Below are 15,447 nucleotides of genomic sequence, written 5' to 3'. Positions count from 1 at the left end.
TGAACTCACCATTCTCACTCCAATGGAGCATCGCTGGACAGCGCAAAACGCCGCCCTCAGCTGATAGTTGTCCTTCTCAGAGCCGGCCTTGCCCCGCCGGCCCCTCCAAGAGCACGAAGCCCTCTGCCCAGAGCCTCGCCAATGCGCTTCTAGAAGGCACACTTCCCTCTGCCTTCAACCCCCAATTGTAAATATGGCGTTACATTTTTGCAATGAAATAGCTACATTGGGACCCCCCCCCGCACAAAAAAAGGGCGTGCCCCCCGTTAGGGGACACGCCCTTCGTGCGCGTGATAGCTGAGAGCTTGCTAGTTGCTCGTGGTGCCGCTTCCGCTCGCGGAGCCTCCAGAGGCGGGAGCGCCCGCGTCAGCGCCCTGCGCGTCGGCGCCCTGCGCGGAACCGGCGTCGGCGCTGCCCTGGTCGGCCGCACCCTCGGTCGCACCCGGGTCCTCAGCGGTCACGTCAGGCGTGGCAGCCTGGTAGGCCGAGAGGTCGATGGCATAGGGGAGCTTCTCCGGCATGGGGTTGATCACCAGGTCGGCCGCGTCACGGTAGTCGCTGTACCAGGAGTAGAACGAGGTCGTGCCCGAGCTGGCCGTCATGTTGGTGCGGACGGTCTCGACAATCTCCTCCGGCACCTGGCCGAGCTCGGTGATGCCGCCCTCCGGCACGTTGTACACGTCGGTGCACTTGATGATGTGGATGCCGTAGTCGCTCTCGACCAGGTCGCTCACCTGATCCTTCTCCAGGCCCTCGAGGGCGTTCTGGTAGCCGGTCACGAAAGACGCGGTGGCATCCCAGCCCACGTCACCGCCCTGGGCGGCGCTGCCGGTGTCGGCGGAGTACTGCTCGGCCGCCGCGGCGAAGTCTAGCTCACCGGAGTTGATGCGCTCGAGCACCTGCTCGGCCGTGTCGCGATCCTCGCTGTTGAAGAGGATGTGGCTCGAGCGCTTGGTGCCGTCAAGCAGCGACGCGCTGTCCTGCAGGTAGGCCAGCAGCTCCTCGTCGGACGAGCCGGTGCCTTCCTCGCTGGTGAGGGCCTCCTGAATCTTCTGCTGCAGAAGGTTGGTGCGGATGACCTCGTCGATGTACTCTTCCTCGGTCATGCCGCTCTGCTCGAGGGCTTCCTTCCACTTGTCCTCGCTCTCGAACATGGCCTTGGCCTGGGAGAGCTGGTCGTCGATCTCGGACTGCTCGATCTTGATGCCCTTCTCCTCGGCCGCCTGGTCGAGCAGGAGCTTGTCGGCGTAGAAGTTGATGACCTCCTCGCGGACGGACTCGGGCGTGTAGCCGTTGGAGACCATCCACTGGCCCCAGGCATCGTCGTCGGTGAGGTCGGCGGACTCGCGGAACTCGGCGACGTACTCCGTGATGGCCTTCTCGCCGATGGGCTTGCCGTTCAGGGTGGCGGCAGTGCCCTGGGAGGTATCGGAGATACCGTTGCCGCCGGCAGCGCAGCCGGCCATGGTGGCAACGAGCGCCGCGCTCACCGCCACGGCGCCGAAGCGTTTGAGATTCGAAAGTGTAAGCATCGTGTGGGTAGCCTTCCTGTTACGTTACGAAAACTGCCCCATTTTAGTCACTCGAACCTGAAAATAGGCTGAAAGAACCCCGAAACCGCCCCCGAAGCGCCAACTCTCCACATGATGGGACGACGAAAACGCGGCCTTTCACCGTCCCCTTCCTCCCCTCAGGTGCCCTTCGCTTCACTTCATCACTTGAGTCTCACTGAAATTCAAGTGATATGTCAGTGAGACTCAAGTGCGCCTCAAGTGAGCGCAAGGGTCGGGGCTTTTCCGGAGACAGACTCCTGGCGTTCTTGATAGCTAGCGGGAAGATTCGGGTCGGAGGCGCGCGCCGGATGCCACGCTGCGGTCCTCGGGCCACCCGGCGGCGGAACACGGAGGCGCGAGAACGCAGCGCAACCTGGATATATTACAGCTTGGCAACAAACCCTACAAGAGAGGCCGCGGCACTCACCGCCCCCTTCCTTCTGCTCAAAAGAAAAATCCTGCTTGTGAGCTCGCAAGGCGTCCGCTATACTACGTATTTGCTGCATCGGCGATTATCGCCGGTCGGCCTGTAAGCAGCGGAGAGGTGTCCGAGCTGGCCGAAGGAGCACGATTGGAAATCGTGTATGCGCCAAAAGCGTATCCGGGGTTCGAATCCCCGCCTCTCCGCCACTAAGAGTTAACAGCCCCCTTCCCCGTTTCACGTGAAACACTCCGGGAAGGAATGCGGCTCGGGAAGACGCAGCGCAAACCACCGCCCGCCTTCCGTCATAGGGAGCGTCCTCGGACGCCCGCCCCAAGCGGAGGGGTGGCAGAGTGGTTGAATGCGGCGGTCTCGAAAACCGTTTCACCGGTAACCCCGGTGACGAGGGTTCGAATCCCTCCTCCTCCGCCAGAAACAGCGAAACGCCCCGCCATCCGCGGGGCGTTTTTTGTTGCGTGGCGTGGGATGATGCCCGCGCGCATCGGATGATACGATGCAACCGGACGCATCACGCGGCACTGCAGCGGGCTCCACCCTTTCGCAACGTGTCACGTTGTTGAAGTCTCCCCGCAGAACCGTGGCGCGCTCTGATTATTCGCGACGTGACGTGTTGCGCTCCGACGATTCGCGGCGTGACGTGTTGCGCTGCCGAATGTTTCACGTGAAACATTCGTACGTTGATGACGAGCGCGGGTGAGCCAGTCCCAATCCCGCACGGCTCCTTCCATGCCCCCCTAGCCCCACGCACGTCATCGCAGCGCTCCGCATCGCACGCGGCCGGGTCTTCGCACCCCGCCGCAGCACGCCAGCGTATCGCCACGTCCACGCTATACACCCCGTCGTGCCGGCCCCATCGCATACCGAGCGCTCGCCGAGCGCCCCGACGTGCCAGCCCCATCGCACCCTGCGCTGCCGGCGAGCGCCCTCCGCGCCGGCCCCATCGTACCCTGCGCTACCGCAGAGCGCCTCATCCCACCAGCCCCATCGCACGCTCGCTGCGCGGTCGCCGAGCTCCCTCCACGCCGATTCTTCGTCGCAGCGTATTGCGGCGAAGAATGTTTCACGTGAAACATTCGTACGTCGAAAAACAGGAAGCCGATGGGCCCGGCGCTCGCCCGCGCCTCCCTTGGCCCTTCCTCTACGCAAGCAGGCCCCGCGTTCCCAGTGAAACGCGGGGCCTGCTCTTCCTGCGGCGGCTTGGTTATTGCTGAGCGCCCTGGGTTCCCTCGGCGGGCTGATCGGCGGCGCCTTCCTTCGCGGCATCGCCCTCGCCAGCGGCGGCGCCATCATCAGCGGCATCGCCTTCCGGCGCGGCATCGCCCTCGGTGGGCGCCTCGGGGGTCACGCCCTCGGTGCCGCCCTCGGTACCGGCCTCGGTGCCGGTACCCGTGTCGGGGTTATCCGCACCCTCGTCAGCCGTCTCGAACTGCGTCATGTCAACGTAGTAGGGCAGGCCCTCGGGCATCGGGTTCACTACCACATCGGCAGCCTCGCGCTGCTCGGTCAGCCAGGTGGTGTAGCCCTGCGAGCTCTGGCTCTGCGACAGCATGGTGCGGATGGAGGTGACGAACTCCTCCGGCAGCTGATCGGTGCTCGTCACCTCAGACGGCGCCGTGAACACGTCGGTGCACTTGATGATGTGGATGCCGAACTGGCTGGGCACCAGGCCACTCACGGCACCGTTGTCCAGATCGTTCAGCGCGGTCTGGTACTCGTCGACGAAGGTGGTCAGCTTGTCCCAGCCCACGTCTCCGCCATTAGCGGCCGAGCCGGTGTCCTTGGAGTACTGCTTGGCGGCCTCGGCGAAGTCGAGCTGCCCGGCGTTGATCTTCTCCAGCACCTCCTGGGCGGTGGCCTCGTCGCCCGAGTCGAACAGGATGTGGCTCGAGCGCTTGGCGCCGTTATAGGAGGAGGCGAACATCTGCGCGTAGGTCAGCATATCCTCGGCGGCAGGCTCGTCATCGGTGGCCACGGTCTCCATCAGGCGGTTGGAGAGCAGCGAGAGCTCGATGTTCTCGCGGTACTCTTCCTCGGTCAGGCCAGCCTGCTCAAGGGCGTCCTGCCACTGCTCGTCGCTCTCGTAGCGCGAGCGCATGCTGTCCACATAGCCGTCGATCTCGGCCGCATCCACCGTGATCTCCTGCTCCTTGGTGATCTGGCGAATGAGCTCCTCGTTCACCAGGCCGTCGATGACCTGCTCGCGCACGGTCTCGGGGGTGAAGCCGTTTTGGGCCATCCACTCGCCCCAAGCCTGCTCGTCGGTGAGGCCCATGCGCTCGCGAATGGCCTGCACTTCCAGCGTCACGTCGTCCTCGGGGATCTCGGTGCCGTTGACGGTGGCCGCCGTGCCACCAGTGAGCTTCACGCCGTTGACAGTGGTGCCGCCGCCGCAGCCGACGATGCCCCACGCACAGGCGAGGGCCAAGCTGGCAGCGCAGACGGATTTTGCGACAGATAGCTTCTTCATGATCGCCTTTCTCTATCATGGACGCCGGGATTGATGCACGATTTTAGGCATCGGCCCCCATGGTCATTTCGCGTGTATTCTTGCACACGGCGTAGAGGGGCGCGCGGCGGTTCACGATATGACCACTTTCGTTTCACAGCCGGTAAACAGCGCAGCAGGAAGTTTCCCGCTCCAAGCAAGCGTGTTTCACGTGAAACACGCTCTCGGGAAAACGAGCCGAGGGCCGTCAGGTCTCCCCCGACGGCCCTCGGCTCGTGCTTCTTCGGCGCCCACGCCGGCGAGAACGGCGACGCTCGGCAAACGCGTGGCGCCTCCATGCTGAGCATGTCCCGAGCGCGACCCGCTCTCCCGTCCCGCTCGCGACTAGCACGCTGCGGGCGTGCCCAGCCGCCGCTCTCTGCGCGGACGACGCAGGCGCGGGCGCACTCGGCGTTACGCGCGCTTGGCCGCCTTCTTGCGGTCAGTGGCCGAGAGCAGACGCTTGCGCAGGCGAATGGACTGCGGCGTCACCTCCACCAACTCGTCGTCCTCGATGTACTCCAGGGCCTCTTCCAAGGTGAAGGTGATGGGCGGCGTGAGCTGGATGGCCTTGTCGGCGGTGCTCGAACGCTGGTTGCCCAGGTTCTTCGTCTTCTCGACGTTCACCACCATGTCGCCTTCCTTGGCGGACTCTCCCACGATCATGCCCTCGTAGCACTCATCGCCCGGCGACACGAACAGCCGCCCGCGCTCCTGCAGCGTATCGAGCGCGTAGGCCACGGCCTTGCCGGTGGACATGGCAATCATGCCGCCGTTCTTGCGACCGGCCATCTCGCCGGAATAGGGACCGTACTCCTTGAAGTGATGGAACAGCACGGCCTCGCCGTGGCTGACGTTAAGCACGCGGGTCTTGAGGCCCATGGTGCCGCGCGAGGGGATGCGGAAGGTGAGGTGCGTCATGGTCTCATCCGACGCCATATCCTCCATGATGCCGCCGGCCGTACCCATGACCTCGATGACCTTGCCCGCGTACTCGCTGGGCACGTCCACCGTGGCCTCCTCGATGGGCTCGAGGCGGCTGCCGTCCTCGGCCTTCTTGTACACCACGCGCGGGCGGCCCACCTGGAACTCGAAGCCCTCGCGGCGCATCGTCTCCATGAGCACCGACAGGTGCAGCACGCCGCGGCCGGCCACCTCGATGCCGCTCTTGTCCTCAAGCTCGTTGATGCGCATGGAGATGTTGCTCTCCTTCTCGCGCAGCAGGCGCTCCTTCAGCTGGCGGCCGCCGACGATGTCGCCCTCGCGGCCGACGAGCGGGCTCGTGGAAGCCTCGAACACGATGGCCATGGTGGGCTCTTCCACCGCGATAGCCGGCAGCTCCACAGGGTTATCGGGGCAGGTGAGGATGTCGCCGATGTCCGCGTCCTCGATGCCGATGACGGCCACGATGTCGCCCGCGTGCGCCTCGGGCACCTCAACCTTGCCAAGGTTCTCGAAGGTGTACACCTTGCGAATCTGGGCAGTGCGCTCGGTGCCGTCGGCCTTCACCACGAGCACGGTCTCCTTCTCGTGGAGCGTGCCGCTGTGCAGGCGCCCCACGCCGATGCGCCCCTCGTAGCTGGAATGGTCAACCGTGCACACCTGTAGCGCCACAGCTCCGTCGGGGTCGACGTCCGGCGCGGGGATCTCCGCCAGGATGGTGTCGAGCAGCGGCACCATGTCCATGTTCCCGTCTTCCGGGTCCTTGCGCGCATAGCCGTTGACGGCCGAGGCGTACACGACGGGGAAGTCGAGCTGCTCATCGGTGGCGCCCAGCTCCACCATCAGGTCGAACACCTTATCCACTGCGCCTTCGGGGTTGGCGTTGGGGCGATCGATCTTATTCACCACCACCACGATGCGCAGGCCGCGCTCCAGCGCGTGCGACAGCACGAAGCGCGTCTGAGGCTTCGGGCCCTCGTAGGCGTCCACGATGAGCAGCGCGCCGTCAGCCATGTTGAGCACGCGTTCGACCTCGCCGCCGAAGTCGGCGTGACCCGGGGTGTCGATGACGTTGATCTTCACGTCCTTGTAGGTGATGGAGATGTTCTTGGAGAGGATGGTGATGCCGCGCTCGCGCTCCTGGTCGTTGGAGTCGAGCACGCGCTCCTCTACCTGCTGGTTCTCGCGGAACACGTGGGAAGCCCACAGAAGGCGATCGACCAGGGTGGTCTTGCCGTGATCGACGTGGGCGATAATGGCGACGTTGCGGATGTTCTCTTGCTGCATAGGTTCGGGGTTCTCTTTTCTCTTGCGATGGGATGCCCTGTCGACACGCGCGAAAAGCGGCTGCGAACACGGCGTTCGTGGTGCGTGCGTATTATACGCGCGCCGAACGCCACCAACAGATGTTTCACGTGAAACACGCGGAACGCCTCCTCGGCGGAGCCACCAGAGCCCCAAGTCGGCAGCCGGACGCGAAATCGGGGGAGCTACTCGTCGAGGAGCGCCTCGTATTCCCTACGCTGACGAGTCAGCTCGTCCAAATGCTCGTTGAGGGTCGTGAGGTTACGCTGCGACGACACTACCTGGACGATTCCCCACACCGTGGCGGCCGAGGCAGCGGCGGCGATGACGCCGAGAATGCCGAAGGGACGCCGCGCGGTGAGCAGTGCGAGTACCGCGCCGATGGCCGCCATGACCGCACCGTTTCGACGCTCGTCGAGCAGGGCGTCGCGCTGAGCCACCATCTGGACACGGGCGGCGGCGATACCTGCCAGCCGCGCGCGCAGCTCCGCGTCGGTGACGTATTCGACCTCGTTGCCATCCTCGTCCACCTCGACGTGCGGCCGCGCTGTTCCCGACGCCCCCGCGCCGGTGCTTGCGCCCGCGCTCTGCGCCCCCGCACCCTGCGTGCCGGCACCAGACCACCCCGCGGCGGCCGCCCCGCGGCGGCGAGCGCCCGCGTTCGCCCCGCCGGGGCGGCGCCCCGTCCTCCCCGCGTCCCTTTGCAGGAAGTCGTACGCCTCTTGCAGGCGCTTGAACTGCTCGGTCGCGCGATCTTGCAGCTTCTTGTTGGCGGCGAAGCGATCCGGATGAAGGATCTGCGCCGTCTCCCTGTAGGCCACCTTGATGTCCTCAGGCGTGGCATCGGAGTCCAGACCCAGCGCGCGCAGCGCCTCCATGCGGTTCACGGGCCTCTCCTTCCTTTCCGCCTACGAGCGGCGGCGGTCTTGATCGTCGTCGTATGGTAGCACGCCACGACGGGCAATTCCGAGGGCCCAAGCCGCCGGCCACAGCAGAACCACGGTCGATGCGACCGCGGGCGCCCATTCCGCGGGCGTCGTGCTGATATAAGTAAGGGGAAACGCGCCTGTCGCCAGCACCACCGGCGCAAAGTACAGCAGGTCAAACCCGAAGTGAACGCCAACGGGCACAGCCAGCCCGTCCAATCGCACCAGATTCGCTACGCCCTCCATCGCGCCAGACGCACTCGCCCCCGAGCAGCGCGTCCGAGAGAGCGAGACCAGGCGCAACCCGGCCATGGCGATGCCGAAGAGCAGCGCCTGCATCACCTTGAGCCCCGCAGCAACCGCAACTCCCACCGCGCCCCTGGATTCCGACGCGACCTCATCTCCCACCGCGCCCACAGCTTCCGACGTGCCTGCAGTTTCCAGCGCGTCGCCGGCTTCCAATGTTCTCGCAGCTTCTGGCACGTTCCCGGCTCCCACCACGCCCCCGGCTTCCGGCGCGGCCTCAACTCCCATCGTACCCCTAGATTCCGCCGCGACCTCCGCTTCAAGCGCCATCTCCCACGGCCACGGCTCTCCTGCTGCGGGAACAATATGCAGCGCCGCAAACACCATCGCGCTTCCCACAACGGCCACCAACGCCACCGTACCCGCAGCGCATCGCGATCCATGAGGCTCACTCGAATCTCCCCGCGGCTTCGAATGTTTCACGTGAAACATTCGAGAGCCCTTCCCCTCACCCCGTCCGTCACTATCGTACGGCGCATCGTTTTTCCCGTGATGTTTCACGTGAAACATCACGCGCTCCCCCGCGTACAGCAGCGCGTTCATGAGCAAGCCGCGAAAGAGCACCTCCTCCACAACCGCCGTCAGCGCGCACCCCGCTATAAGCACTAAGAAGTTCCGCAGAAGTTCGCTATAGTTAACATTATCGCTGATAGAGAGCACACACCCCGCCAAGCCGGCCGCCAGAATCACCACCACGATGGGCGTCCGTGCAGCAAGGCCCCCAATGGGGTTTTTCCGGGTGGCGCTCGGGGCGTTCCTCCCCTCTGTTTTCTGCCGTGTTTCGCTCATGCCCCCATAGTACGCCCCGGGCTCAACCCAATGGAGCGCAGGGTCGTCTATGATGTCCCCATGAGCAAGAGCGGCGTAGGCATATCCTCTTTCTGGCTGAAGGTGACGGCTATCGTCGCCATGACGTGCAACCATGTTGCCAACGTCTTCGCTTCGACGATTCCGACGGCGGCAATGGGGCTCTACCCTCTCGGCGGCATCACGTTTCCCATCATGGCCTTTCTGTTGGTTGAGGGCTACCACTACACCTCGAATGTGCGCCGCTACGCATTGCGCTTGGCGGCGTTCGCCGTGGTATCACAGGTGCCGTACTCGCTGCTGTGGGGTGCGGTACCGAATGTTCTGTTCACGCTGCTCGTGTCGCTCGGCGTACTCGTCGCGCACGACCGCGTCTCATCGCGACCGCTGTTCGCGCTGATCGCAGGCATGGCAACGCTGGCTAGCCTCCCCTTCGACTGGGGACTCATCGGCGTGCTGACGGTGCTGCTCTTCCATCGGCTTCGCCATCATCCACACGGCGTGCCGATGGCGCTGGCCGTCCCCTTCCTCGCCATAGGCTTGCCGCCGGCGCTCGCGATTGTCTCCCACGGCCCCGACGCAGTAGGCGCCCTCAGTATGCTGACAGCCGATCCCTTCGCTGCCGCAGCGCCATCATTCAGCGCCACTAATACCATCGACGACCTCGGCGCCCTCGCCGCGCTGTGGGCTACCGTTTTCTTTGCGCTTGTGGGGTTCTTCTTCGGAAGCGCTCTTATCACCTACTATAACGGTCGGCGTGGTCGCCCGATGAAATGGTTCTTCTACGCTTACTATCCCGTCCACCTGGCCGTCATCTGGCTGATGAGCGTGCTGATCATCTGATTTCCCCGCTCGCGTCCATGTTTTCGACACGCGCGCGATGTCTTTCCTAAAGCGCCGTGCCCCGCTTCGGCACGTAAAGGCCGTCCGCCTTCACACCCTCGTGCTCGAGCAACCACATCTTGCGCGTGAGGCCGCCCGCGTAACCGGTGAGGCTCCCGTCGGATCCTACTACGCGATGGCAGGGGATGACGATGCTGATGGGATTATGGCCCACCGCTCCCCCCACGGCCAGGGGCGCCGTGCGTCGTCCGCCGCGCTCTTGCGCTATCTGCTCGGCGAGGGCTCCGTACGTTGTCACCTCGCCGTAGGGGATCTTCGTGAGCAATCGCCATACCAAGCGCTGGAACTCGCTGCCGATGGGCGCGAGCGGAACCTTCTCAAGGACCGGGCGAGCGCCGGCGAAGTAGGCGTCGAGCCACGCGCGCAGCTCGTCGAAGCCGCCCGCCTGGTCGTTACGCTCCAGTTCCCCGGCGATGCCGGCGCCGTGGTACTTCTGCCCCTCGAGCCACAGGCCGCAGATAGCCTGGCCGTCGCTCGCCAGCGTCAGCTTTCCTACCGGTGAGTCGTATTCCGTCGAGTAATACACGGCAATCTCCCTTCGTCGTCCCATCCCCGCTGCGTCTTGCCGGACGCTGGCGGCTAGGGGCTCATCATCTCAGCCGTCTTCGAGCGAGTTCCACAGGCATACGTTGGCATAGCTGCGCCAAGGCCTCCAGCGCTCGGCGAGGGCGCTGCGCTCACGCGGGGTGAGCTCCGGCAGCGCCTGGGCCACACCCACATCAGTCTCCATGAAGGCATCCGGATGCCCCAGCGTGCGCATGGCCAGGTAGTTAGCCGACCATGGGCCGATGCCGCGTATCGCCAGCAGGCGCTCCATCTGGTCTTTCGCGTCTGCTTCGGGACAGAGCGATAGCTCTCCCGCTTCAATGAGACGCGCGAGCTCGACAATCGTGCGCGAGCGCGATCTGATGACGCCCAGCGTGCCAAACGCCGTTTCCACGTCATCAATCGCCAGCACCTCAGCCGGTGTGGGGAACGCGTGGGTAAGACCTGCTATCCCCGTTTCCACCAGCGAGCCATAACTCTCGACAATCCGCGCGGCGAACCGGCCGGCAGCTGCCACCGTCACCTGCTGACCGAGTACCGCGCGGCACGCGGTCTCGAACGAGTCGAAGCACCCCGGAACGCGGGTTCCCTCGACGGCGGCGCCCGGCGCCACCTCGTCGAGCAAGCGAAGGCCCTCATGAACGGCCTGCGGATCCGTCTCTACGTCAAACTGGCGGCGAATGCGAGCGCTCACCTGCGGCTCATAATTAATGAGTGATTCACTTATAGTAAGTATGAGTGACTGGGAGGAGGGATCGTCGGTGACCCGCAGCCATCCCTGCGCTTCATCGCCGCCAGGCAGCGCAAGCCGAACCGTCCGAGCGTAGGATTCCCCCTCGACCAGCTCGACGCCCTCCAACGCGCGGCGGCCGAAGAATGCAAGCAGCTTGTCGAATCGGTACGGCGCGCGGTAGCCTATCCGCACCGTCTCTTCGCTGGTCATTCGGCCACCTCCAGCCAAGACGTCGTTGTATTCCCCTTCTCGTCCACTATAGCGCCCTCAGGCGGCACTTGAGCGAAAACCGCACAAATGTTTCACGTGAAACATTTGATCCACAAAAAAAGAGGGCCAACTTAATGTTGACCCTCTTCATCATATTTGGTGGAGCATAGGGGGATCGAACCCCTGACCTCAGGCTTGCAAAGCCCGCGCTCTCCCAGCTGAGCTAATGCCCCGTGCTCGTTGCCTGGCTCGTTGCGCGTTCCGACAGCCTCAGCCATGTTTCACGTGAAACAGCGAGCGAAACGATCAGAGCAAGAACCGGCAGGGAAAATAATAAACGCTCCACCGGCTAACTCGGCTCACGGTGGAGCGTTTATCGCAAAAAATGGTGGGCCCGAATGGATTTGAACCAGCGACCTCACGCTTATCAGGCGTGCGCTCTAACCAACTGAGCTACGGGCCCTTGAAAAAGTGCTTGACTACCTTATACCAAGTGACAAAGGATGGTCAAGCACTTTTTGCCGTTAATTGGGATAATGTTTCACGTGAAACATCCAACGCCGCGAACGGCGGTCCCCGCATATTTGGAAGACAGGAGCGAGCATGATTCCCCTTCGCATTCTCACCCTCATCGTCACAGCCCCTGGACAGCCATCGGTGCTGGTGCTCGAGCCTATCGAAGACACACCGGAAGGGAAATCACGCATCGTCCCCATTTGGATCGGCACGCAGGAGGCCACCCAACTCGGCATCGCCATCGAGCATGTGCGTCTACCGCGGCCCACCACCCATGATCTGTTCCTCGATGCGGTCACCAACCTCGATGCGCGCGTTGACCACGTGGTCATCAGCGGGGCGAAAGGTGCCACCTTCTTCGCGAAGCTCTCCTTGCGTCAAGGCGGGCGGCTCATCGAACTAGACGCGCGGCCCACTGATGCGCTCTCGCTGGCCATTCGTCAGGAAGCTCCGTTCTATATTGACGAAGCGGTGCTCGAGCGCACGTCATTTCCCTGCGTGTTCCGCACGCGGGACGATGACGAGGCCGTCATGCAAGAGTTCCGCACCTTCCTCGACACCCTTGCCCCTGAGGACTTTGCCGACGATGGCCACGACACCCTCGACAGTTAACCGCCGCGCCTCCACAACGTCACACCGCCGCCACGTCGGTAAATCGCCCTTTGGCGCGCAAGAAAGTTAGCCATGGTTGAATGTTTCACGTGAAACATTCAACCACACGCCGCCGGCCAACCACCAGACGCTCACAACCGCTCCCGCCGATCAATCACCACCCGGCGCAGTGCGGCACCCGGCCCCCAGCGCCCGCGCCGCCGGCACCCGGCAACCGTCGTCCGGTGCCCGCCTGTAGACCGTCGCCCTCGCCGTGGCGTCCGCCCTCGCCGCCGGCCACACCCGCCCGGCAGCCGCCCTCCAACCACCACCCGGCGCCAACCTTCCACCACCTGCCGCCCTCACCGCCCCACCCACTCACAAAAAAAGCCCCGAAGATCCTCCTTCGGGGCTTTTCTCGCTACTCGCAGCGCCGTCAGCCGGCGCTTTCGCCGCAGTGCGCTACTCCTCCAGGTCGTCCAGGTCGTCCTCGCCGAGGACGCCGGTCTCAGACTCGGCCTCTAGCAGCGCCATCTGATCCTCGTCGATGTCCGCGCCCGGCTTGGCCTTGCGCTTCTTGCCGGTGCTTGAGATGGCCACGGCCGTCACGCGGTCCTTGTCAGCCACGCGCATGACCATCACGCCCTGGGTCGAGCGCCCCAGCTCGGAGATGCCCTCGACCGGGGTGCGCACGATAACTCCCTCCTCGGACACGATCATGATCTCATCCTCAGGCCCGACGATCTTCATCACCGCGAGCAGGCCCTTCTTGTGAGTCATGGTGATGGTGTACACGCCCTGGCCGCCGCGATGGTGCTCGGGGTACTCCTCGATCTTCGTGCGCTTGCCGAAGCCCTTCTCGGTGATGACGAACAGATCGGTGCCGGGTCGCGCGATCTCCATGCCCAGCACATGAGCATCGGCCGGCACGTTCATGCCGCGCACGCCCATGGTGTCGCGACCCATGGCGCGCACCTCGTCCTCGCTCCACATGATGGCCTTGCCGGCGCTCGACACCATGATGACGCGCTCGTCCTTGGCCACACGGCGCACGGCGATCAGCTCATCGTCGTCCTTGAGGTTGATGGCGATGAGGCCGTCGCGGCGGGTGCGGTCGTACAGGTCCATGGACGTCTTCTTCACCATGCCCTGCGCGGTGGCGAACATGAGGAACTCGTCCTTCGGGAACTCCTTGGTGGCAATGACGGCCGAGATGGTCTCGCCCTTCGCCAGCGGCAGCAGGTTCACGATGGCCGTGCCGCGGGCGTGGCGCGATGCCTCGGGGATGTCGTACACCTTCAGGCGGTACACCTTGCCGGCGGTGGAGAAGAACAGCATGTAGGAGTGGGTCGAAGCAACGAACAGGTGCTCCACGAAATCGGAGTCCTTGAGGTTCACTCCCTGCATGCCCTTGCCGCCGCGCTTCTGCTGGCGGTAGGTGGTGACGGGCAGGCGCTTGATGTAGCCCGCCTTCGTCATGGTGACCACCATGTTCTCGTCAGCGATAAGATCCTCGACGTCGATGTCCTTGGCCTCACCGGTGATGCGGGTGCGGCGCACGTTGCCGTAGCGCTTCTTGATGTCGCGCAGCTCCTCCTTGATGATGTCTCGCACAAGGGATTCATCGGAGAGCACGCGCTTGTAGTAGGCGATCTTCTCGCGCAGCTCAGCCAGCTCTTCCTCGATCTTGGTGCGCTCCAGGCCGGTCAGGCGGCGCAGGCGCATCTCGAGGATGGCGTCGGTCTGCTTCTTCGAGAGCCCGAAGCGCTCGGTCAGGCGCTTGGCGGCTTCCTTGTCAGTCTCCGACGAGCGGATGATGGAGATGACCTCATCGATGTTGTCGAGCGCGATGATGTAGCCCTCGAGAATATGGGCGCGCTCCTCGGCTCGAGCCAGCTCGTAGCGCGTGCGCCGCAGGATGACGTCCTTCTGGTGCTCGATGTAGTAGAACAGGATCTCCTTGAGCGAGAGCACCCGGGGGCTGTTGTCCACCAGCGCCAGCATGTTGATGCCGAATCCCACCTGCAGCTGCGTATGCTTGAACAGCTTGTTCAGCACCACCTGCGGGATGGCGTTCTGCTTGAGGTCGATGATGATGTCGATGCCGTGGCGGTCGGCCGCGTCGTGGATGTTGCTGATCTCGGGCAGCTTCTTATCACGCACGAGCTCGCCGAGCTTCTCCAGCAGGCGCTTGCGGTTCACCTGGTAGGGAATCTCCTTCACCACGATGGCGGAGCGCCCGTTCTTCTTCTCCTCGATCTCGCACTTGGCACGCACGGTAATGTTGCCATGGCCCGTCTCGTAGGCGTCGATGATGCCCTTCTTGCCCATGATGATGCCGCCGGTGGGGAAGTCGGGACCAGGCAGGGCCTCCATCAGCTCCTCGGTGGTGACATCCGGGTTGTCGAGCATCAGGCACGTGGCCTCGATGGTCTCGCCCAGGTTGTGAGGCGGGATGTTGGTGGCCATGCCGACGGCGATGCCGTTGGAGCCGTTGACCAGCAGGTTGGGGAAGCGGGCCGGCAGGACCTTGGGCTCCTGGAGCGACTCATCGTAGTTCGGCTGAAAGTCGACCGTCTCCTTGTCCAGGTCGCGCAGGAGCTCCATGGCCGCCTTGTCCAGGCGCGCCTCGGTGTAACGCATGGCAGCGGCGGAGTCACCGTCGATGGAGCCGAAGTTGCCGTGGCCGTCGATCAGGGGAAGGCGCAGGCTGAACGGCTGAGCCAAGCGCACCATGGTGTCATACACCGCGCTGTCGCCGTGCGGGTGGTACTTGCCGATCACGTCGCCGACGGTACGGGCCGACTTCATGTGCGGCTTGGTCGGGGTGTAGCCCGACTCGTTCATGGCGTAGAGGATGCGGCGGTGTACCGGCTTCAGGCCATCGCGCACGTCTGGCAGCGCGCGCGAGACGATAACGCTCATGGAGTACTCAAGGAAGGAAGTCTGCATCTCCTTGCCCAGGTAGGCCGCGCGCACCGTGGTGCCCTCGCCGCCGTTGGCGCCCTCGATGATGGAACCGTGCGGGTTGGGCATGTCCTTCAGCATCGAGCGGGCGATGTCCTCTTCGGAAGCGTATTCCTCCACGGTGGACGATGCGCTTGCCTGCTCGGCGTCCTCGTCGCCCTCCTCTTCCTCGTCGATGTCCTCGAAGTCCTCCTCGGCGCGGTCGAGCAGCCTGT

Annotated in this window: 10 protein-coding genes and 4 tRNA genes; 4 read left to right on the top strand and 10 right to left on the bottom strand. The window is 64.2% G+C overall.

Annotated features, from left to right (window positions below; translation table 11 throughout):
* Window positions 1–308: 308 nt before the first annotated feature.
* Entirely contained in the window at window positions 309–1,532 is a 1,224-nt protein-coding gene (locus tag D1643_RS00820; protein WP_160707680.1) for a peptidylprolyl isomerase, read from the bottom strand.
* Between the two features lie 559 nt (window positions 1,533–2,091).
* Here D1643_RS00820 and D1643_RS00815 point away from each other — a divergent pair.
* Window positions 2,092–2,183: transfer RNA gene (locus tag D1643_RS00815), tRNA-Ser, on the top strand.
* A gap of 130 nt (window positions 2,184–2,313) precedes the next feature.
* Window positions 2,314–2,406 (top strand) — tRNA-Ser (locus D1643_RS00810).
* A 790-nt stretch (window positions 2,407–3,196) separates the two neighbouring features.
* Here the strand turns inward: D1643_RS00810 and D1643_RS00805 are convergent.
* From D1643_RS00805 to D1643_RS00785, 4 genes are all read right to left on the bottom strand, one after another.
* Window positions 3,197–4,462, bottom strand: coding sequence for a peptidylprolyl isomerase (locus D1643_RS00805; protein WP_160707679.1), 1,266 nt, complete (start codon window positions 4,460–4,462; stop codon window positions 3,197–3,199).
* Window positions 4,463–4,894: 432 nt separating this feature from the next.
* Window positions 4,895–6,709: a translational GTPase TypA gene (gene typA / locus D1643_RS00800; protein ID WP_160707678.1), complete on the bottom strand. Its 1,815-nt coding sequence runs from the start codon at window positions 6,707–6,709 to the stop codon at window positions 4,895–4,897.
* A gap of 203 nt (window positions 6,710–6,912) precedes the next feature.
* Window positions 6,913–7,614 carry a J domain-containing protein gene (locus tag D1643_RS11700; RefSeq protein WP_370520236.1) on the bottom strand — a complete coding sequence of 234 codons (702 nt, stop codon included), beginning with the start codon at window positions 7,612–7,614 and terminating at the stop codon, window positions 6,913–6,915.
* A 21-nt stretch (window positions 7,615–7,635) separates the two neighbouring features.
* Window positions 7,636–8,655: a CPBP family glutamic-type intramembrane protease gene (locus D1643_RS00785; protein WP_160707677.1), complete on the bottom strand. Its 1,020-nt coding sequence runs from the start codon at window positions 8,653–8,655 to the stop codon at window positions 7,636–7,638.
* A gap of 153 nt (window positions 8,656–8,808) precedes the next feature.
* Here D1643_RS00785 and D1643_RS00780 point away from each other — a divergent pair, with 153 nt between their 5' ends.
* Window positions 8,809–9,609: a TraX family protein gene (locus D1643_RS00780; RefSeq protein WP_160707676.1), complete on the top strand. Its 801-nt coding sequence runs from the start codon at window positions 8,809–8,811 to the stop codon at window positions 9,607–9,609.
* A 46-nt stretch (window positions 9,610–9,655) separates the two neighbouring features.
* On the opposite strand, the gene D1643_RS00775 is transcribed toward D1643_RS00780, so the two are convergent.
* From D1643_RS00775 to D1643_RS00760, 4 genes are all read right to left on the bottom strand, one after another.
* Window positions 9,656–10,219, bottom strand: coding sequence for a methylated-DNA--[protein]-cysteine S-methyltransferase (locus D1643_RS00775; RefSeq protein ID WP_201750885.1), 564 nt, complete (start codon window positions 10,217–10,219; stop codon window positions 9,656–9,658).
* A gap of 45 nt (window positions 10,220–10,264) precedes the next feature.
* A complete protein-coding gene (locus D1643_RS00770; RefSeq protein WP_160707675.1) occupies window positions 10,265–11,158 on the bottom strand; it encodes a DNA-3-methyladenine glycosylase in 894 nt (297 codons plus the stop codon).
* Between the two features lie 157 nt (window positions 11,159–11,315).
* A tRNA-Ala gene (locus D1643_RS00765) sits at window positions 11,316–11,391 on the bottom strand.
* Window positions 11,392–11,544: 153 nt separating this feature from the next.
* A tRNA-Ile gene (locus D1643_RS00760) sits at window positions 11,545–11,621 on the bottom strand.
* Window positions 11,622–11,761: 140 nt separating this feature from the next.
* On the opposite strand from D1643_RS00760, the gene D1643_RS00755 reads away from it, so the two are divergent.
* Window positions 11,762–12,286, top strand: a complete 525-nt coding sequence (locus D1643_RS00755; protein WP_160707672.1) for a bifunctional nuclease family protein — start codon at window positions 11,762–11,764, stop codon at window positions 12,284–12,286.
* 441 nt (window positions 12,287–12,727) lie between these two features.
* Here D1643_RS00755 and gyrA read toward each other — a convergent pair whose 3' ends face one another.
* On the bottom strand, window positions 12,728–15,301 hold the full coding sequence (gyrA, locus tag D1643_RS00750) for a DNA gyrase subunit A (RefSeq protein WP_201750889.1): 2,574 nt from the start codon (window positions 15,299–15,301) through the stop codon (window positions 12,728–12,730).
* Window positions 15,302–15,447 lie beyond the last annotated feature (146 nt).

It is taken from the genome of Enterorhabdus sp. P55 (assembly GCF_009911695.1).
GTDB lineage: Bacteria > Actinomycetota > Coriobacteriia > Coriobacteriales > Eggerthellaceae > Enterorhabdus.
Note: the sequence above shows the minus strand (reverse complement) of the source record. Positions and strands in the feature narration are given on the sequence as shown.